General features: G+C 50.2%; 15 protein-coding genes. 8 read left to right on the top strand and 7 right to left on the bottom strand.

What is annotated here, in order from left to right; genetic code table 11:
• Positions 1–17 precede the first annotated feature (17 nt).
• Positions 18–683, bottom strand: a complete 666-nt coding sequence (gene yrfG, locus ACFOE0_RS07995) for a GMP/IMP nucleotidase (RefSeq protein ID WP_248937549.1) — start codon at positions 681–683, stop codon at positions 18–20.
• Between the two features lie 165 nt (positions 684–848).
• Here yrfG and nudE point away from each other — a divergent pair, with 165 nt between their 5' ends.
• The 4 genes from nudE to ACFOE0_RS08015 all read left to right on the top strand — a co-directional run bounded on the left by nudE (position 849) and on the right by ACFOE0_RS08015 (position 4,064).
• Positions 849–1,394 (top strand): ADP compounds hydrolase NudE, encoded by a 546-nt coding sequence (gene nudE, locus ACFOE0_RS08000; protein WP_248937550.1) that lies wholly within the window; start codon positions 849–851, stop codon positions 1,392–1,394.
• A gap of 54 nt (positions 1,395–1,448) precedes the next feature.
• Entirely contained in the window at positions 1,449–2,261 is an 813-nt protein-coding gene (gene cysQ, locus ACFOE0_RS08005) for a 3'(2'),5'-bisphosphate nucleotidase CysQ (RefSeq protein WP_115139086.1), read from the top strand.
• Complete coding sequence (locus ACFOE0_RS08010) at positions 2,262–2,714, top strand: GNAT family N-acetyltransferase (RefSeq protein WP_248937551.1); 453 nt, start codon at positions 2,262–2,264, stop codon at positions 2,712–2,714.
• Positions 2,715–2,777: 63 nt separating this feature from the next.
• Positions 2,778–4,064, top strand: coding sequence for an MFS transporter (locus ACFOE0_RS08015; protein ID WP_248937552.1), 1,287 nt, complete (start codon positions 2,778–2,780; stop codon positions 4,062–4,064).
• Between the two features lie 65 nt (positions 4,065–4,129).
• On the opposite strand, the gene ACFOE0_RS08020 is transcribed toward ACFOE0_RS08015, so the two are convergent.
• Positions 4,130–5,290, bottom strand: a complete 1,161-nt coding sequence (locus ACFOE0_RS08020; protein ID WP_248937553.1) for an MFS transporter — start codon at positions 5,288–5,290, stop codon at positions 4,130–4,132.
• A gap of 278 nt (positions 5,291–5,568) precedes the next feature.
• Between ACFOE0_RS08020 and ACFOE0_RS08025 the strand changes: the two genes are divergently transcribed.
• Positions 5,569–6,414, top strand: coding sequence for a PfkB family carbohydrate kinase (locus ACFOE0_RS08025; RefSeq protein WP_248937554.1), 846 nt, complete (start codon positions 5,569–5,571; stop codon positions 6,412–6,414).
• A 161-nt stretch (positions 6,415–6,575) separates the two neighbouring features.
• Here the strand turns inward: ACFOE0_RS08025 and mnmH are convergent, their stop codons facing one another.
• The 3 genes from mnmH to ACFOE0_RS08040 form a co-directional block, all read right to left on the bottom strand.
• Complete coding sequence (gene mnmH, locus ACFOE0_RS08030) at positions 6,576–7,676, bottom strand: tRNA 2-selenouridine(34) synthase MnmH (protein WP_248937555.1); 1,101 nt, start codon at positions 7,674–7,676, stop codon at positions 6,576–6,578.
• Positions 7,676–8,719, bottom strand: a complete 1,044-nt coding sequence (gene selD / locus ACFOE0_RS08035) for a selenide, water dikinase SelD (protein WP_248937556.1) — start codon at positions 8,717–8,719, stop codon at positions 7,676–7,678. Before selD ends, mnmH begins: the two co-directional genes overlap by 1 nt.
• A gap of 112 nt (positions 8,720–8,831) precedes the next feature.
• The gene (locus ACFOE0_RS08040) at positions 8,832–9,941 is read right to left on the bottom strand and encodes an acyl-CoA desaturase (protein WP_248937557.1); all 1,110 of its coding nucleotides are present in this window, start codon (positions 9,939–9,941) and stop codon (positions 8,832–8,834) included.
• A 201-nt stretch (positions 9,942–10,142) separates the two neighbouring features.
• Here ACFOE0_RS08040 and fabR point away from each other — a divergent pair, with 201 nt between their 5' ends.
• Together fabR and ACFOE0_RS08050 are read left to right on the top strand one after the other, a co-directional pair.
• The gene (gene fabR, locus ACFOE0_RS08045) at positions 10,143–10,757 is read left to right on the top strand and encodes an HTH-type transcriptional repressor FabR (protein ID WP_248937558.1); all 615 of its coding nucleotides are present in this window, start codon (positions 10,143–10,145) and stop codon (positions 10,755–10,757) included.
• Between the two features lie 521 nt (positions 10,758–11,278).
• The gene (locus ACFOE0_RS08050) at positions 11,279–17,956 is read left to right on the top strand and encodes a putative Ig domain-containing protein (protein ID WP_248937559.1); all 6,678 of its coding nucleotides are present in this window, start codon (positions 11,279–11,281) and stop codon (positions 17,954–17,956) included.
• Positions 17,957–18,001: 45 nt separating this feature from the next.
• Here ACFOE0_RS08050 and trmA read toward each other — a convergent pair whose 3' ends face one another.
• Positions 18,002–19,099, bottom strand: coding sequence for a tRNA (uridine(54)-C5)-methyltransferase TrmA (gene trmA, locus ACFOE0_RS08055; protein ID WP_248937560.1), 1,098 nt, complete (start codon positions 19,097–19,099; stop codon positions 18,002–18,004).
• A gap of 133 nt (positions 19,100–19,232) precedes the next feature.
• On the opposite strand from trmA, the gene murI reads away from it, so the two are divergent.
• Entirely contained in the window at positions 19,233–20,036 is an 804-nt protein-coding gene (gene murI, locus ACFOE0_RS08060; protein ID WP_283106553.1) for a glutamate racemase, read from the top strand.
• A gap of 2 nt (positions 20,037–20,038) precedes the next feature.
• On the opposite strand, the gene ACFOE0_RS08065 is transcribed toward murI, so the two are convergent.
• Positions 20,039–20,485 carry an RNA recognition motif domain-containing protein gene (locus tag ACFOE0_RS08065; protein ID WP_115139096.1) on the bottom strand — a complete coding sequence of 149 codons (447 nt, stop codon included), beginning with the start codon at positions 20,483–20,485 and terminating at the stop codon, positions 20,039–20,041.
• Positions 20,486–20,840: the final 355 nt, after the last annotated feature.

Raw genomic sequence — 20,840 nt, forward strand, 5'->3', positions numbered from 1 at the left:
AAAGAGTGATATGCAACTCAGCCTGATTGCAGCTCTTCCAGCAACAAGTGGTAATCGTCAATTGCCGGGAAGTCAGCAAACGCTTTATGGGGCTTTTGACTGTCGGGATTTTTGATACCCAATTGGAAACCCACTCCGGCTTTGCGGGCGGCAGCCAGTATGGGTTCGCTGTCATCAATAAACAGACAGCGCTCGGGCTCAAGTTCAAACCGCTCAAACAACGCCGTCCAGAATGCGGGGTGCTCCTTGGGATAGCCGGTCTCATGGCTGGAAATCATTTTATCCAGTCCGCGTCTCAGCTCGGTATGCTCAAGCTTGAGCTGTAGGTTGTCGGGATGAGCGTTGGTGACCAGAATCCTGAGCTTGCCGGCTTGCTCCAGCGCCTGCAGAAACGGCATGCTGTCCTGCCGCATCTGAATACGTTCGACCATCTCCCGATGCAGTGCCAGAACATCCAGCCCAAGCGTTTCACGCCAGTAATCCAGGCAGTACCAGTTGAGAGTGCCGGAGACCTGCTCATACTGAGCCTCCACCATAGCCCTGGCTTCGTCGATGCTGATCCCTTTCTCCCGCGACAGCTCCCGGGGAACCAGCTGCAGCCAGAAGTGATTGTCGAAATGCAGATCCAACAGGGTGCCATCCATATCCAGCAGCACAGTGTCAATTTTGTCCCAGGGAAGCATTGAATACCTTTCCTTTTTTCTTATTCTTGAGAGAGTAAATTACAGTTGTGGATTAAAAACAGAATAGTAAGATTAATTGTATCCAACTTAATTAAGGTGCGAACTGAGTTCAGAGGGATTTTGACAGGGTCCGCATCCATTATCACCCTATGCTAAGAGGCCGCTATGTCGCAACGGCAAAAGCCTGAAATTCTCCACCGGGAAGTGGTTGCCCGCAGTCGTCTGTTTCAGGTTGAGCAGGTGCATTTGAAGTTCTCCAATAACGTGGAGCGTTTTTACGAGCGAATGAAGGGTGGAACCCGCGGCGCCGTGATGGTGGTGCCTGTGCATCAGGGAAAATTGTTGCTGGCGAGGGAATATGCGGCCGGTACACATGACTACGAGCTTGGCTTCCCCAAGGGGTTGATCGATCCCGGTGAAACACCCGCTGAGGCCGCCAACCGCGAGCTTCAGGAGGAGATAGGTTTTGCCTCTGGCAAGCTGACTTTGTTGAAAGAGCTGAGCCTGGCTCCCGGTTATTTTGCCAGTAAGATGCAGATATTTCTGGCCGAAGAGCTGACAGAAAGCCAGCTGGAAGGCGATGAGCCTGAGCCGATTGAAGTGGTGCCCTGGCCGCAGCAGGAATGGGAGCAACTACTGGAGCGGGAAGATTTTTCTGAGTCCCGTAGCGTTAGCGCATTGTTTTTGGCGCAAAAGCATCTAAAACTTTAAGTAACATCTTTTTCCGGTGTCACCGGAAATGTCTGGGCAGTGACCGGAGTAGTTATGCAGCCTGAAAACCTGATTGAAGCCGTTATCAATGTTGCCACAGAGGCTGGCACCAAGATCCGTGAAATCTATTTGGGTGGGGAGTTCGACCGGGAGATCAAGGCCGACAATACGCCTGTGACCTCAGCTGACCTCGCATCCCACGCCATTATTCTTTCAGGTTTGTCAGCACTGACGCCGGAAATTCCCGTGCTCTCGGAGGAGGCCGCCGATATTGCCCTGAGTGAGCGTTGTAAGTGGCAGAGATACTGGCTGGTCGACCCACTGGATGGTACAGGTGAGTTTATTGCCGGTAGCGGTGATTTTTCAGTGATTATTGCCCTGGTTGAACATAACAGGCCCATTATGGGCGTGGTCTATGTTCCCATGACAGGCGTCTGCTACTACGCCATTGCCGGGCTGGGTGCCTATAAGCGCAGTGACCAGGGGGAGGTTCGCATCAGCAGCCATCCTATTCTGGACTCAGAGCATCCCGCATTACGACTGGCGGTCAGTCGCCGTCAGGACCCCCAATCTGTACTGCGACTGTTTCATGATCCCCGCCACTGTGAACTGGTTGTCATGGGTGGTGCAGCGCTTAAGTCCTGTCTGGTGGCAGAGGGCCGGGCAGATTGCTATGTGCGGGTTGGCCCAACCGGCGAGTGGGATACTGGTGCGGCCCAGATCATAGTTGAAGAAGCTGGCGGCCAGTTAATGGATATCACCCTTAACCCACTGAGTTACAATGAAAGGGAGACTATGGAAAATCCCAATTTCATTGTGGTGGGAGCGCCACAACTGGCCTGGGATAAAATATTGGAAGGTCATTGATTGAATCCCGTAATTTCTATCGACGCTGCCGCCAAATCTGATTTGGCGGCAGTTTTTTTGCTCGAACAGCAGGTGTTTGGCAGTCACTCTTACCCTGACTTTTTCTTTCGCCAGGTATTCGATTGTTGGCATGACGGTTTGATGCTGGCACGGGATAGCGACTCGGGTCGGTTGGCGGGCTATCAGTTGGCCGTGCGAGCCGCCAACCCTGAGGATTTCTGGATACTGTCACTGGCAGTAGACAGCGAATATCGAGGTAAAGGCATAGGCAAACAGCTTATTCGTGCCGGTATCTCTGCTGTGCCTGATGGGGTAAAGCGGGTCATGCTGACGGTATCTCCGGATAATCCTGCCCGGTGTCTGTATGAGGCTGAAGGCTTTGTTGAAATTGGTTTCGAGGACGATTACTTTGGTCCGGGCGAGGGCAGAATGCTGATGGCCTTGCAACTATAGCGCTGACAGGTCGAGCTTGGCCTGTCCCGCTCCAGGAATGCACTGAATAAGGATTGTGAACCTATGTTCTTCAGCAGACGTTTTTTCCCTTACTTTGTTGTGCAGTGCCTGGGCGCGCTTAACGACAATGTTTACAAGAACGTGTTACTGCTGATGATCGCCTGGGCGAGTCTGGATTCATTGCCCATGTCGGTGGATCTGTTCGTCAATCTTGCGGCAGCCCTGTTTATTCTGCCCTTCCTTATCTTCTCTGCCCATGCCGGACACCTGGCAGACAGTCGTGACAAAGCCTGGCTTATCCGCCGTCTGAAGTGGATTGAACTGCTGCTGATGTGCGCAGGGGCTATCGCTATTTTGACTCAGAGTTATCTGGCTATGTTGGGGTTATTGTTTCTTATGGGTACCCAATCAGCTTACTTTGGGCCGGTAAAGTATGCTTTATTGCCACAATCCCTGGCGCCGGATGAATTGGTCCAGGGTAACGCCTGGGTTGAAGTGGGTACCTTTATGGCCATTCTTGGCGGTACGCTGGGGGCCGGGCTGATTATGTCCGCCTTTGAGGCTCAGACTATCAGCGCTGTGGCTGTGGTCGCCTTTGCTCTGCTTGGATTAATTGCCAGTCAGTTTATTCCGTCTCTGCCGCCACTTGGTGAGGTGACTGAACGCAAAGGCAACTGGCAAATACTTAAATCAGTAAAGTCACAAAAGCAGATATTCATTGCGATTCTGGCCATCAGTTGGTTCTGGTTTGCCGGGGCGATTTATCTGACTCAGTTCCCCAACTTTACCCGCAGTGAACTGTTTGCTACCCCCGCAGTAGTGAGCTTGCTGCTTGCACTGTTCTCCCTTGGGATTGGGACTGGGTCATTTCTTTCGGTGAAGCTTGCACGGGGCAAAGTGGAATTGGGACTGGTGGCTTTGGGGGCCTTGGGACTCATGCTGTTTGGCTGCGCGCTGGACGCTTCCCTGATGTGGGTTAACCCACCGGCTGAGGGAAGTTACACCCTGGGAGCTTTTGCCGCCACAGGGGCTCACTGGTGGCTTTTGAGCTCACTGTTTATGGTAGGTGTCAGTGGAGGCATCTACATAGTGCCTCTGTACAGTTTTATCCAGGCTGAAGCGAGGCCGGCTGAGCGGGCTCAGGTGATCGCCGCCAACAACATATTCAATGCGCTGTTTATGATTGGTTCTGCGGCGTTGGCTATTGTGTTGTTAGAGGTGTTGGGCTGGAGTATCCCAGAGTTTTTCCTCTTGATTGCACTGGCTAATCTGCTGGTGATTTCACTTCTCTACATGGGCAGTGTGCATTTCCGGCTCGCCTTCGTGAAGTACCTGTTCCGCAGGCCGTAATCCCCAGGCTATAGATAAAAAAACGCCTCCAGTTGGAGGCGTTTTCTATGGATTCGATCTCTGTATCAGGTGGCCAGTGGCTGCTGATCTCTCGGGGCTTTAAAGCTTTTGATCAGCATGTAAATACAGGTGCTGGCCAGACAGATTCCCAGATACATCAACAGGCTGAATTGCATATCCTTGAACACGGATGCCAGCATAGGACCGGCAACACTGCCCAGACTGTAGCTCAACAGCATAAACTGAGTCGCTGCGACTATCTTGCTGGTGCTCATAGAGTCACAGGCCAGCGTAATAGCGACCGGGTACAGAGCAAATGTGCTGGCGCCCAGCAGCGAGTAGCCAATCGCCATGGTGATATTGTCATTGGCGGTGACCAACATAAACACACTGGCGGCACCCAACAGGCAGAACAGGGCCATCAGCAGGCTCTTGCTCATGCGGGTAGAAAGGTAGCTCACCAAAGGCTGCACCATCATACCGCCCAGAATCACCATAGCCATCAACAGACCGGTTTGAGTCTCGTTACCTGTCTGGTTTTTGATGTAAATTGGCAGCATGCCGTATATTGGACCCATGGTCAGGCCTGACACCAGACAACCCATAATGGCCGGACGGCTCAGGTTCTTTACATCGCGCCAGGCAATTTTCTGATGCTCCATCGCTGCTGGCTGGCCTTTCTTCACCAACAGAGGTGGCAGGATAGCTGTGGCGATCAGAATACAAACCAGAGTGTATGGCAGTAGTCCCTGGGTACCGAATTGACCAATACCCAGCTGGCCGATGGCGGTGCCACCGTACAGTGAGGTCATATACAGGCCCAGGCGTTTGGCGCGCTGTTTGGCGCTGTCGGTCATCAACAGCCAGGATTCAACCACGACAAATACACCGGCAACAGCAATACCCGCCAACAAACGGGCCAGCATCCAGACTTCGGCGCTGGGCAGAGCAATCATCAACAAAATGGTCGATAACAGGGCTGCCAGAAACAGAATAAATGAAATTCTGTGGCCAATTTTAGCAACGACAGGCTCAATACCGGTTGCACCCAATAACAGGCCCAAATAGAAGACGCTTGCCAACCAGGGGGCGAGCGAAATCTCCAGCCCGAAGGATGGCAATGACAGCGGGATCAGACTCATTAAGTAGCCTGATGCCAATGCGAAAACACTCAGACCGGCAACCGGAACGAAAGTGCTGTTTTTACTGGAGGAAGTCGTGCTCATTTCCACCTTGGGTGCTCCGGAAAAAGAGAAAAAATGGTGATAAATTCGGCGCGACTCTAAGTCCGATTCTGACACTGGTAAAGCGAGTTAATTTTGCGTTGACGGTCAATAAAATTGCACGATTGCCAGCATATTGATTTGCGTGTTTTTTGTTCAGAAATGGGGCAAAAAAGATGAGCTTTTGGCCTGAAAACAAGTGGTTTTGATAGTTTGAGAACAACTTGATGCTAAAGGCGTCATTTCATAACATTGAATTAGGTTAAAAACAGGGATTTCTCATGGCAAATATTGTTTTGGTTGCCAATCTGAATTGTGACCGCATTTTGCGACTGGATAAGCCATTGGTTACCGGCGGACGTTTTCATTATGAGGATATGGGACGTCGTCTGGGCGGTGGTGGTGCCAACACAGGGTTAGGGTTGGTGTGGGCTGGTCACAGAGTCGCTTTGGTCAGCCAGGTCGGCCGTGATGAAGTTGGAGACTGGTTGTTGGCTGAGTCCAGCACCCGTGGGCTCGACTGTCATCTGGTGTCCCGCCTTCAGGGCAGTACCAGCGAGATGATGCTGATGATGAGCCCTGATGGGGAACGTACCATTATTCGTCCCCAGCGCCCGTTGTTTGAACTGCCGGCACCGCCACGTTGGCAGCACTGGGATGCGCTCTATATTAATTCCAGCGCCGAAGGTTCAGTCAGTTGGGCCAAAACCGCCCTGAACCATTGCCTGGTGGTGGCGCAGTTGGCCAAAGATAATCGTCATCGTCCCTGCCATATTTTGCTGGCATCTGAGTCTGATCTGGCTGGACGCAGTGAACTGTCATGGTGGGAGTTTGCACTGAGTATTGCCGGAGACCAGCTGCAGGCATTTGTGGTCACTCATGGGGAAGCCGGCGCCAGCCTGTGTTCATCGCAAGGTGTTGTTCGTATTGCGGCGGTCGAAGCTGAGCTGGTAGACGACACCGGAGCGGGCGATGCCTATGCCGGTGGTCTGATACATGGGTTACTGTCAGGTCATTCTTTAGCTGATGCAATGGCCGAGGCGGCAAGGTGGGGGGCGATGGCGGTGGCGACCGAAAGTTCAGTACCGGGCAAGTTATTGAAGCGCTATCTGGATAAAGAGATTTAATGTCACTGCAAACGGGCTGTCACTCAGATGTCACTGACGTGCACCATTATGGTTCCTGTTTCACCTTGATCCAATCTCCTTCCTGTCTGAACCCATAGTCCTGACTGAGACAAAATCCCCGGCACATTGGCCGGGGATTCTTTTAGCTGATGCTTGTTTCTTCAGTTAAGGCTGTCCAGCCACTCATGTACTTCCTGATGAGTGCCCTTGAAGCGAATTCGGGGCGCTTTCTTCTCCATCTGGAAGTGGTACATAGGGTCGTAATACAGCTCAAGCAGCTGGGCTATCCACAATAAGTGACCTGATAGGTCGTTACGGGACTCCTGCATCACCAGCGCATCTTCGACCTGCTGACGGATTTCAGCTGCCGCTTTGCCTCCCAGGCGCTTCTCGATACCTTTCTGGCTGCGCACCAGATAATCTTTAAACGCTTCCATACCGGCTTCGTCACCCATGCGCTCGACATAGCCGGAGTGCATAATAATGACGTAATCATTCAGCAGACGTTGCAGCCTGTCGTCCCAGGCCTCTTCCAATACCACCACGTCTGCCTGCTGCATCTGCTCGTGGAATGGCTTGGGAATGGCGTTGCGGCCAATGAGGAAGCTTTCATCCTCAAGCAAGAGTCGCTGGTGTCCGGCAGCTTCATGCTTGAGCAAAGCCACTGCCAGTCGATTTTCGAAGTTAATCTGTGAAGGTTGAGGATCATGCTTTTTGCCAAAGCTTGAACCCCTGTGGTTGGCAATACCTTCCAGATCCACGGCTTCTTTGCGCAGTTGCAGGAAGTCAGTCTTGCCCGATCCCGTGATGCCGCTGAGAATCATCATGGGAACGCGAGTTGGAGTCTGCTCGATAACCTCGATCAGATATTGTCGCATCGCCTTGTATCCGCCCTCAACGAAGGGGATCTCGATACCAGCTTCTTTAATCCATTGCTGAGTGATACGCGAGCGCAGACCACCGCGGAAGCAATACAGATAGGCGTTGGGATTGGCCCGGATAAAGTCTATCCAGGCATCGACACGTTGCTGCTTAATCTTGCCGCGAACCAGTTGATGCCCCAGCTCCATTGCCGCTTCCTGACCCTGCTCTTTATAACAGGTGCCCACCTTCTGGCGTTCACCATCAGTCATTAATGGCAGGTTGACCGAAGCCGGGAAGGCACCCTTGGTAAATTCAATGGGCGCACGGCTGTCGATCATGGGACGGTCAGCAAGAAAGATGTCGCGATACTGACCGGCGGGAATGATGTTCTGACTCATCAGATCAATTCCACCCACTGATCCTGATTTGTCTTGGCTGTCAGAGTACCAATACAGACAGGCTCTATGCCTTCACTCCTGAGCAATTTCTGCAGTGCTGCTTCGCCATCGGCATCGACGGCAACCAGCAGGCCGCCACTGGTTTGTGGATCGCACAGCAGTGCTTTCTGCTCATCGGTCAGCTGGGGCAGGTGTTCACCATAACTGTCGAAGTTTCTGTGGGTGCCACCGGGTACACAACCCAGTTCAAGATAATGTCTGGCTTTCTCCAGCAGTGGCAATTTGGCAAGGTCTACTGAGGCATGGACATCGGCACCCTGGCACATCTCCAGCAGATGACCTGCCAGACCAAAGCCGGTGACATCAGTCATGGCATTCACGCCCGGCAGCTTGGCGATACGGGCGCCAATCTTATTCAACTGACACATGGCATCGACAGCAATATGCCCGTCTTCATCAGCCAGCTTCTTCTGCTTTTGCGCTGTGGTCAAAATGCCGATACCGATCGGCTTGGTGAGATACAGGCGATCACCAGCCTTGGCTGTGTCGTTCTGCTTGAGTTCGTTCAACGGGATTTGGCCTGTTACCGCCAGGCCAAAGATAGGCTCAGGCGCATCTATGCTGTGGCCACCGGCCAGCATAATGCCGGCGTCGGCACAGGCCTGACGGCCGCCATCTACCACCTGTTGGGCGATTTCAGGGCTCAGTACATTAACCGGCCAGCCCAGAATGGCGATTGCCATAATAGGTGTGCCGCCCATGGCGTAGATGTCGCTGATGGCATTGGTTGCAGCGATTCGGCCAAAGGTAAATGGGTCGTCCACAATCGGCATAAAGAAGTCAGTGGTACTGATTATGCCGGTTTCGTCGTTCAGCTTATAAACGGCAGCATCATCACGACTCTGGTTGCCGACCAGCAAATTGGGGTCTTTAAATACCGGAAGCTGGGACGCCAGAATGGTGCTCAGAACTTTGGGGGAAATTTTGCAGCCGCAACCTGCGCCGTGGCTGTATTCAGTGAGTTTGATGCCGGACTCTGCCATAGTTCACAAACCTGTATGTGGGACATATCTGTATGGAGTTTAATGGCGACCATAATAATCAGATACGGCCACCATGCAAGGTGGCCGTCAGGCTTTAACTTGGTTTTGTGGCTCAGGCGTACTGATGAGTCAGTTGTCGCCACTGTTTAACTTGCTGAGCAAGTTGAACTTTAAGTGCTAACACCTGTTCGTTGAGTTGCTGGACACACAATTTTTGACGTCTGGCATCCAGCAGCGCCTTTTTGGCCTGGTAGTAGCTGCTGAGCTTTTCTCTCAGGGCATCGTACTCGTACTGCAAGGTCTCCAGCACTTCATCGCAATTTGGCAGTTGCGCCACTTTATTACTGGCGTGCTTGAGCTGCATCTGCAGCATGGCGGTTTCGATTCTTTCCTGTGGGACCTTCCTCAAATCTTTGGCCTGACCGCACCAGGCCAGCAGGTTGATCAGCCACTTTGTTGGGTCGTAGTGCCACCACTTAATGCCGTTCCGATAGTCGTACTCAAAGATGTGGTGGAAATTGTGGTAGCCCTCGCCGTAGGTAAAGAAGGCCAGAACCCCGTTGTCCTTGGCAGTGTTCTTGTCTGTATAGGGTTGGCTGCCCCAGATATGGGCCAGAGAATTGATAAAGAAAGTACAGTGGTGAACCAGTACCAGACGCATCAATCCCGCCAACAGCAGCATGGATAGTATGTCGCCATTGAGCCAACCCAGAAACGCCGGCAGGCCTATGTTCATCAGCACGACCAGCTTGAGGTAGTGGTTGTGCTGCCACATAACGATGGCATCATTCTGCAGATCCCGCACATTCTTGTAGTCGTGGTACCTGTGAGCCTGATACTCCCTCAGCATCCAGCCGATATGGCTGTACCAGAAGCCCATATTGGCGGAGTAGGGATCTTTGTCGTTGTCATCCACATGTTTGTGGTGAACCCTGTGGTCGCTGCTCCAGTGTAATGCTGAGTTTTGCAGTGCCAATGCGCCGCCGAGGGCAAACAGAAAGCGGGCGGGGGCACTGGCTTTGTATGTCTTATGAGACCAGAGTCTGTGATAACCAGCGGTAATCGACAGTCCACTGAAAAATGCCAGCAAACCAAAGGCCAGCCATTCCATTCCTTCAAAACCGTGGGTGAATCCCCGCCAGGGCACCAATATCAGTGCACCAAAAAAGGTCAGGGCAAAGAAGGCTACATTAAGCCAAAGAACAGGGGGTTTTCGCTTCATTGGATTTCCATTTCTGTTTTGAGCGTACATCTGTAAGCTAATTTAGTTGTAAACCTTTGATGCGTCAAGGTAACGCCAATGTAAACAGACCAGTTGCTGCAGCCTGTGGGAACAGGCCGAAGCTTCTGCTGCCGGGGCTGTGTTTTGTTTGTAAAATCGGTATTATTTGCTGATTCCACTTAGATTATTGTGAGCGGCAGGATGGGGATCAGAGCGCAACAAAAAGAAAAAACCAGACGGGCTTTGGTTGATGCAGCATTTAACCAGCTGAGTGCGGAAAGAAGTTTTTCCAGTCTGAGCCTGCGGGAGGTTGCCCGGGAAGCCAATATCGCACCGACCTCTTTTTATCGTCACTTCAAGGATATGAATGAGCTTGGATTGACCATGGTAGATGAAGGTGGCCTGACGCTGAGACAGATGATGCGTAAAGGACGCCAGCGTGCTGAGGCCGGTGGCAGCGTTATCCGTATTTCGGTGGAAACCTTTATGGAAGTGCTGGATTCCAACCCCAACGTATTCCGCATTTTGCTGCACGAGCGTTCCGGCACCTCCGCCGCTTTCCGCGCTGCGGTTGCCCGGGAGATAGAACATTTTATTTCTGAGTTGGCACACTACACGGAAGACAGAGTCGGCCGCAATCCCGAGCTGGCCCGGGCCCAGGCTGAAGCTCTGGTGACCCTGGTGTTCAACGCTGGTGCTGCCGCTCTGGATATGAAGCGGGTTGAACGCAAAGAGCTGGCCGAGCAGTTGGTGATGCAACTGCGCATGGTCGCCAAAGGTGCCGAGGCCCTTCAGCAAAAGATGGAAAACAAGTAGTTTATATTTTGCAGAATTTAGAAGGCATACCAGTGAGTATGCCTTTTTTGTAGCTTTTGCCGCGTTGTGGAATCATTTCTCCCGTCACATTCCTTCGGTTTACAAAGAACAACCGGTAAACCAGCAACCCGCACCTTATGCTCACTTTCAATTCTTGGGTTTTAAGAGATAAGTCAATTTATACTAAATAAGTAATGACTAAATTTACGCAATTGAAACAAAGTGTTGCTGTCTGATTGTGGATAATTTGTGTCGTTATTGTTAGTCTTTGGGGTCTTGTTGGCGTGTTAACGGAATTGCGTCAAACAATCAAATTGTCGTGCATGTAGTGATCAAAAGGATTGATAATGACGCGCAAAAATCTATCTATCTCCGATGCTCAATTGGAGGCCGTTCTGCCTCTAACTTTCACTAAAATCACTGATTCCTTATCCAGAACTTGTCATTCAGTGATGTCAGGAGTGATGGGCTTTTCTATTTTTGCTGGTCAGGCTGTTGCCAATACTGCCCCAGTGATAAATATGGAGCCATTATATGAGGTAACAGTTGGTGACACACTGGCATTACGCCTTAACGCCAGCGATCCTGATGGTGACCCGCTAACCTGGAGCATTAAATCTAGCTCCTCATTGCCAGCTTGGGCTGCACTGACTAATCGGACAGAAGTTACAACCTTGACTGGTAGTGGTGCTTCTGGCGTGACCAATGATGCGGATCCTATGCAGGCCAGTTTTAAAACTATTTGGGGTATCACAGCCTTAAATAGCGAAGAAATTTATATAGGGGAATTCTTTGATTTTATCATTCGGAGATTGGCCCATGATGGTGTTACTACATACGTAGGTGATGGAACCGAAGGTTCAGTAGACGGAGATAGATTGTCATCATCGTTTGGCCATATACGCCATTTAACTTTGGATAATGAAGGTAACCTAATCATTGCCGATGAAGGCAACAATAAAATCAGGAAACTGGATCGCACAACCGGCTTAGTCTCCACTGTAGCAACAGTATCCAGTCCATATGGTGTCGTCGTTGACTCTATAGGGAATATTTACACAGCCTCACCTGTAGACAAGACTATCAATAAAATCGAAGCCGGAACCGGGATAGTTACCACGTTTGCAGGTTCCGGCATTTCTGGGTTTGATGATGCTAACGGCACTAATGCTTCCTTTGGCGGCCCACAGGGGCTGGCAATTGATGCTAACGACAACATCTATGTCGCCGACAGCGGCAATCATGCCATCAGAAAAATCACGCCATCTGGTGATGTGATTACTTTTGCCGGTACTGGTGACGCAGGGGCTGATAACAGCGCTGACCGATTGTCTGCATCATTTAACAGTCCAATCGCTGTTAGTGTCGACAATGATGGCAATGTCTATGTGCTGGAATACAGCTCTCACAGAGTTCGACGTATCGATGCTGCCAGTGGTGAGGTCACGACTTTCGCTGGCGATGGCGAACCGACGTATAAAGATTCCACCAACGCATTGATGGCATCGTTTCGTTATCCTAGCGCAATGGATATTGCCAAGGACGGTACATTATATATTGCTGATAGGAGTAATTTCCGTGTTCGTTCTGTTTTGAAAACTACCAATGTGCTAGGCACTCCTGATGTAGTGGATATCGGCGATGCCAATGTGTGTTTTGAGATCACTGATGGCTTAGCGACGGAAGAGCATTGCACGGTATTGCGGGTTCTTCCACCGCCTAATGAAGCTCCCACAGCCATCCAATTAGTTAACTACAACCTGGTGGCGGGTTACGGCGCCGCGGAAGTTGGACAATTGTTGTCTGTCGATGCAGACAACCCAGCGCCAGAGAGCTTTACCTATAGCTTGGATGACGGTGCTGGTGATACAAACAACAGCCTGTTCTCTATCGCTGGCGATAAAGTCATCGCCAGCGATTATGCAAACCTGGAAGCAGGTAGCTTCTCTATCCGAGTGCAAACGGACGATGGCTTGGGAGGGGTATTCAGCCAGGCCATCAGCATTTCCGTAGCCGTTGATAGCGACGGTGACGGTGTGCCGGATGATGTGGACTCAGACCCTAATGATGCCAGCGTGTTTGATGATACCAACAGTAATGGTATTTCCGATTATCAGGAAGCCAATCAAACCCAATATGCCGTGGTAACGCCGCGAGTGATTACTGTGCTGGAAAATCAGCGTGAAGTCATAAATATAAAGACCCTGAACCAACAAACGGCGCCTTTGTTCTCGATAGTTGGCGGTACAGAACAGGCGTTGTTCCAGGTGAACGAAGCTTCCGGAAAGCTTAGCTTTATCGACAAACCAGACTGGGATAATCCGACTGATGCTGACAGAGACAATGAGTACCACGTCATAGTGTCTGCGACTGATAATGAGTCTGGCATACAAGCCGTGCAGTCTATTACCGTTATTGTGACTTTTGACCCTGATGAAGTTGAAGGCGGTGATAGCCGTGCTGATACGGTGAACGGTGAAATTTTCCTGGGCGGTAAAAACATCGAGCTGGGTATCTCTGAGTGGGGTGATTTTGGTACTGAAGGCAGTAAGCCTAAGGGGTTTTATGGCACCAAGGCCCGCTCTAATATTGGTATGAGTCGCGATATTGATGGGTTCGGTCAGGGCGATGATATCTCCATGGACTACTTTTTGCCCGGCAGTCCAGAAGAGCGTTTTGTGGTCGGCTATAGGGATAATTCTGGTAGGGCTCATGCCAAATCCAATTCCGCAGTTCAGGGGGCGAAACAGCTATCTACGACGGTACAGGATATCTCGGACCCTGCTAACAAAACCGTTGGCGCCAAATTGAAGTCCATATGGGATGACACGCTGGTTGTTCAGCAAAAAATCACTTTTGATGAAAAGGATAGCTACTTCCGCAATGTAGTAACTCTGTCGAATATCTCAGATGAGAATATGCAGAATGTGCGCTATATGCGCTCATTTGATCCGGACAATACCGTGGATGCGGGCGGCGGGTACAGCACCGAGAATGTTGTGCTCTATAGCCATGCTGCCGGTGATGGCAAAGAGGTCGTTCAGGCATCTACCTACAGCTCACGCGATCCGATATGGACCGACTATGAGTCCCGTTCGCCTATTTTCTTTTACTCCAAAGATGAAAATGTTCGGGTATCTATTTTTGGCTTTAGCAATACCGACCCATTTGTCTCTGATGCATGGGATAGTCCAATAGATAAGGGCAACATAGTAACCAGCGACACAGGTATTACCTTGACCTACAACGCGGAAACCATTCCCGCAGGTGGCGCGGTAGCGTTCGTTTATTACACCTCTTTGGATACAGCGGACTTTGACGCGCTTGAAGACAAGATTGCATTGGATGAAGAGGACAAGGGTGAGCCTAAGCCTGAGCCTGTTATCACTATCCCAATGTTGAAGATTGGCGGCGTGCCAACAGACATTGCTTTGCAGGGGCAGCCCTACTCTTTTGTCCCTGTAGTGACCAATCCTGATTCATTGGATTTAACCTTCAGTGTGGAGAATTTGCCTGGCTGGTTGAGTTTCAATACCGCAACAGGGGAGCTTACCGGCACGGCCGGGCAAGACGATGTCGGCGCCCATTCAGATATAGTGATCAAAGTTAGCAGTGAGCTGGATGACGGAACCATACTGGAAGACAGTATCGTGCCGTTTACTATCCTGGTGAATAACGCCAATGATGCCCCTGTATTTACCGGAGAACTTAGCCCGACCCGCTTTGGCGAGGAAGGCCAGGTATTTACTTATACTCCGGTGCTTACCGATGCTGACTCGCCGGATTTGGCCTACTTCTATGTTGAAAACCTGCCTGGTTGGGCTGGCTTTGACATGAGCACAGGCTCTGTTTCTGGTACCCCGGATTACACCCAAGCCGGGGAGTATATCGATATCCGTATTTGGGCCAAAGACGCTGCGGGAGCGCTGGCAACCAATGAAGTGATTCTGGATATTGATATTGCCGACGTAAATCGTGCTCCAACCTATACTGGGTCGCATGTGTTTGCTGTGCGCTTTGGCCAATCTTCGGTAACAACGATTACAGCCACAGATATCGACGGTGATGAGCCGCGCTACAGCCTTTACAATTCCAGTAATGGTGCAGATGAAGTGGGAGAGCACACTGATCTGTTTGAAATTGATAGTATCTCTGGTGAGTTGGCATTTGTTTCTGCTCCGGCGTTTAACGCAGTGCCCGATAACCTCTATCGAGTCAGCATTGCAATTGATGATGGCAGAGGTGGTATTGAAGTAGTCTTGCTTGAAGTTGAAGTGACAAATAGCCCTCCAGTTTCCAACCCTGATGATTCGACAATGGCTGAAGACGGAGAGCTTATTGTCGATATTATTGCATCAGCAGAGGATGTTGATAGTGGTGATGTGCTGACTTTGAGCTCAGTGTCTACAGAGACGGGTTCAGCAAAGATCGCCAATAACAAGTTGGTTTATATCCCACCTCAAAACTTTAATGGTGAGGTGGTCATTAACTATTGTGTTACGGATCTAGCGGGTGAGTCTTCATGCTCGACAGTAACTGTTACTGTCACTGGAGTGAATGATGTCCCTGTTATTAGCGGAACACCGGTGACCAAGATAACCGAGGGGGATAGTTATGTCTTTACCCCAGAGGTGTTTGATGCCGACAACGATCCATTGACGTTGAGCATCAATTCTCTACCTGACTGGCTGGTATTTGATAAGAACACTGGTACCTTGTCCGGAACTCCTGCTTATGATGATGTGGGTCGGTATAACGGGCTGGTGATAACCGTCAGCGATGGTTTCAGCCAAGCGAGTTTGCCAGAGTTCAATATTCGTGTGTTGGCTAGGGATACTGACGGTGATGGTATTGCTGACGCTGAAGAGTTGGCCTGTGGAATGGATATCAATAATCCAGACGATGCGCTGATAGACAGTGATGGTGATGGTATGGCCAATGGCGAAGAGTGTTATGCCAATCAGAATCCGTTTGTCGACGATATTGCCCCTGTCATTACCCTACCTGATGATGTCTATGTAGATGCCGATGCCTTGTTTACCCGCGTGGAACTGGGGAAGGCCAGTGCAACCGACTTTATCAACGGCGTAAATACAAGTTGCTGTGAGCCTTTGCCAAAGTCATTGATAGACGGTAAGCCCTTATTTGCTCCTGGCACCCATGAGGTTATTTGGCAAGCCCAAGATGAGGCTGGCAACATTGCTGAGTCAGTTCAGCTGGTACACGTAGCGCCCTTGGTCTCAGTGAGTAAAGATCAGCAGGCTGTTGAAGGTGTTACTGTCTCAATCGGTGTCCACCTGAATGGTGAATCTCCGGCATATCCCCTGGTTATTCCGTACTCTGTGAGCGGTACAGCTGGCATTGAAGACCATGACCTGGTCTCGGGTGAGCTCACTATCGAGTCAGGAATGGAAGGTATTATCACCTTCAGCATTTTCAATGACGGTGTTGAGTCAGAGGGGAGCGAATCAGTTGTTGTCACCTTGAGTGATGAGTTGAATTTGGGTGCCAAATTCAGCCATACGGTTTTCATCGAGGAGGAAAACATTGCACCTTCGGTATCCTTGATGGCTTACCAAGCTGGTGAACCAACGTCCTGGATTAGCAAAGATGCTGGTGAAGTGACTGTTGTTGCCCAAATTCGGGATGTAAATATTGCTGATACCCATACACTTGAGTGGCTTGATACCTCAGAGATAGATGTTCAGAGTGCTAGCAATAAGTTGCAGTTTGACCCTGATCAGCTTCAGTCTGGCTTGTTGACTCTGGGGATACAGGTTAGTGACAGTGGCGAACCATCACTTCAGGCTTCAGCACAACTGCGCCTGAAGGTAATGGATACTGCTGTTGTGCTGGGTTATGCCGATAGCGATGGTGATGGTATTACAGATATTGAAGAAGGCACTATGGATAGTGACCTTGATGGTTTGCCTGATTATCTGGACAGCTCCAATGAGCCAAATGTGTTGCCCGAGAGGGTTTCAGAGCAGCAGGCTTATATCGTCGAATGTAATCCTGGCCTGAGCTGCCGTTTGGGTAATTTCGCTCTTTTCTCTGAGCATCAAGGGGTTGAGTTGACTAAGGATGACATTACGTCCAACGCATCGATTACGCCGGATTCCTTTACCAATATTGGTGGTGTGTTCGATTTCGAAGTTCATGATTTACCATCCACTGGTGACACTGCATCTATTGTATTGCCTCAGCGTGAAGCCATTCCAGCTAACGCTGTTTACCGCAAATTTATTGATGGCACCTGGGTTGATTTTGTTTCCGATGGTGACAACTTCATAAGCTCTTTTTCTGGGGAACCTGGATACTGTCCTCCTCCTGGCAGTGAGCTGTATCAGGAAGGTCTCAATGAAGGAGATTGGTGTGTTCAGGTAACAATCAAGGACGGTGGTGCCAACGACGCTGATGGTGTTGAAAATGGCGTTATTCGTGATCCGGGTGGCGTTGCTGTATATGCACAGGAAGAGGTTATCAACCAAAACTCAGGTGGAAGTATGTCGTATATCTCAATGCTGTTACTGGTGGTATTGGCAGGATTGTGCCGTTTACCATTCGCCCGTATAGGAGCTGCTCTGGCGTTATTATTGGGTGGCACAGCCACGGTGTCAGCTGAAACCAATGATGATAAGCAAAACTCATGGTTTGTTTCCGGTGATCTTGGTTATGTTCAATCTGACACAGATATAGGCAATATTTCCTCTCAGATGGCGGAGATGAATGCCGGTATCACTTTTATCGATGATGAGCGATTTGGGTGGAAGCTAGGTGTCGGGTATCAATTTACCGACTATCTGGCCTTCTCGGTGGAATACATAGATTTGGGCGAGGTTGAGATAGGGTACTCAGGCAATGTCCCCGATAGTCAGGCATTCTATGACTTGGCTGGGGAGCTGCACCCTATCTCTGCGCAAGGGGTTGCGACCTCTATCTTGTTGGGGCTCCCAATTACTCCGCAACTGAAAGCACAAGCACGATTGGGAGCTTTTTTCTGGGAGGACGACTATCGGGCATTTAATGTCGACGGTGTAAAAGTTGCCAGTGATTCACAACATGGAACAGATGGCTATTTTGGTTTGGGGGTGGAATGGCAGGCAATGCTTGGGCTGGGTGTGAGCCTGGAGTGGCAGCATTTCACTTTGCCAGCTAGTAATGACATGGTGAGCTTGGGACTGAAGTATTACTTCTAAAGAAAAAGCCGCTTCGACTGAAGCGGCTTTTTTATCAGCACAGGATTATTTGCGCTCCAGCAGCACGCCACACTCCATATGGTGGGTGTACGGGAACTGATCAAACAGAGCAAAACGGCTGATTTTGTGGGTTTCGCTCAGGGCATCCAGGTTGTCTCTCAGGGTATCCGGGTTACATGAGATATACAGGATGCGTTCATAGCCCTGTACCAGCTTCACTGTGTCCGGATCCAAACCAGCGCGTGGTGGGTCGACAAAGATGGTATTGCACACATAGCTTTTCAGATCTACGCCTTCCAGACGTTTGAACTTGCGGCCGGTGCTCATGGCTTCGCTGAAGTCCTCGGCAGACATACGGAAGATCTGCAGATTCTCAACACCATTTACCTTGATATTGTATTGGGCGGCGTCCACTGACGGCTTGGCCAGTTCGGTGGCCAGTACACGGTCAAAGTTCTGTGCCAGCGCTATAGAGAAGTTACCGTTCCCACAATACAGTTCCAGCAGATCGCCATTGCTGTCTTTGGTTGCATCCAGCGCCCACTCCAGCATTTTTACTGCGACTTTAGCGTTTGGCTGGGTAAAGGAGTTCTCAATCTGCTTATAGTGGTAGTCGCGACCATTAACGTTCAGGGTCTCAACCACAAAGTCGCGGTCGAGTTCGAACTTTTGCTTACGGGCGCGGCCGATCAGGTTAACGTTGAACTTTTCAGACAGGCGGTTCTTCAGGGCCCGGGCTTCTTCCATCCAGGCGTCATCCAGCTGTCTGTGGTACAGCAAAGACACCAGAATTTCACCACTCAGGGTCGACAGGAAATCAACCTGGAACAGTTTGCGGCGCAGTACCTGATTGGGACGCAGTTCTGCCATCAAAGCCAGCATCATCTCGTTAATCAGCTTACCGGCAGGCAGATACTGGTCGGTACGTATTTTCACCTTTTCTACATTGTCGAACATATAGTAGAAGAGGTCGTCGCCATCGTGCCAAACACGAAACTCACTGCGCATGCGGTAGTGAGTCGGTTCGGATGGGAATACTTCAAGAGCGGGTGGCAGATACTTGGCAAAATCCTGTTCCAGCAAAGCTCGCTTTTCATTTAGCTGAGCGTCATAGCTTGTTGGGTCCATAGCTGCAAAGTTCATGTGTCTCTTACCACCTGTGTCTGTCGTTTGGGGCGCAAATAGTATACTACAGCCAGCAGTTGTCCAGTTTCTTCACTTTACGCTTCACCAGCCAGTGTGTGAAAATTTCATTTTCCCTCCTTTCTATCAGCCAATGGGAGTTTGCGTGTTCCGGCCTATTCTTGTTTTTGACTCAGGTATTGGTGGTTTATCCGTACTATCGGAGATCCGTAGCCTGCTGCCCGGCCGGGATTATGTGTACCTGTTTGATAATGCAAGACTGCCCTACGGTGAATTGCAGGATGAAGTTTTGATCTCCGGTTGTGTGGACCTGGTGGTCAGACTCAGCCGGCAAATTGATGCTGCTCTGGTCGTGATAGCCTGTAATACCGCCAGTACTTTGGTTTTGCCTGCATTGCGCGCCCAACTGTCTATACCTGTGGTTGGCGTGGTTCCCGCGATTAAGCCTGCGGCTCAGTTGAGTCGGGTGGGCGAGATAGGGCTGCTGGCTACCCCTGGTACTATCAAGCGTGATTACACCAGACAATTGATAGAAGACTTTGCCGGTGATTCTCAGGTTCATCTGTTTGCCAGTTCAGAGTTGGTGCTGTTGGCTGAGCGAAAGATGGCAGGAGCTCCGGTTAATTATGAAGACCTGATGAAAATCCTGGCACCGATTAAGGAAACTGACCTTGATGTGCTGGTGCTGGGCTGTACTCACTTCCCTATGTTGAAGCAGGAGATGAGAGATTGTCTGGGTGACAAGGTGTCATTACTGGATTCGGGGAAAGCTATCGCCCGCAGAGTGGACTCACTGTTACCTGATAATAGTATGGTGACTGAAAAGATGGGGTTACTGCTGGGATATCACACTACCGCAAATATTGAGCCTGGCTTATGTGAGAGATTGGAGCTGCTGGGGTTCAGCAAATTGAGTTACTTCCCCCCGGCAGAATAGGATCAACTGTTATCTGAGTCGCCGTTGTCCTGGGTCTTTGCTTCACGCACTTTAATGGTACGCTCTTGAAAATTGAAATCGTTCAATTTGGCAAGAGCTTCCCTGGCGCCGGACTCAGCCATTTCAACAAAGCCAAAACCTTTACGTCGACCTGTCTTGCGATCCCGTACCAAACGTACTGTGCTTACCGCACCATATTGTTCAAATAGTTCTTTTACTTCTCCTTCGTGTACCCGATAAGGCAAGTTGCCTACATATAATGTCATCATAGGTCCCTGATAATCGGCCTGACTCTTGGCTGAAGATGCTGAAAGAAACATAAACAGCAGGGCAGCAATAATGGCGCCCGCAAAGAAAGCGATAGAAGCAGAGAATGCAGGTGCAAACTGATGAATTCCAAAAGCACCGATAAATGCGGCAATAACCACAACTAGAAATGACTTCTGCATAAGACTCTTCTCTAAATTATGTGAAGATAAGGTAAATGCTGTTAACAGCCTTGTTCATGGTAATGAATTATTTGCTTTAGCTCCATAGGCTTGCTGAAAATTTGAGCCGTAGCAGGAGGTGTTTGTCACAGTTTCTGGCGCAAGTTGCTGCATAATTGCCCGTTGTGGTCTATTGCTTGTTCGAAAAGTTCAGTTCCTGAGCAGTCGTGCTGAGTTTCGATAAAAAGCCCTTGCTCAATTAATTCAGCTCCCTATAATGCGCCTCCATCGACACGGCACAACGGGCAGTAAAGCTTGATGAGCAGGTCGAGAGGGAAGGTCGCTAACGGCAACTGCCCCTGGCATGAAAAGCCTC

Source organism: Shewanella submarina (assembly GCF_042646185.1).
In the GTDB taxonomy this organism is placed as follows: domain Bacteria; phylum Pseudomonadota; class Gammaproteobacteria; order Enterobacterales; family Shewanellaceae; genus Shewanella; species Shewanella corallii.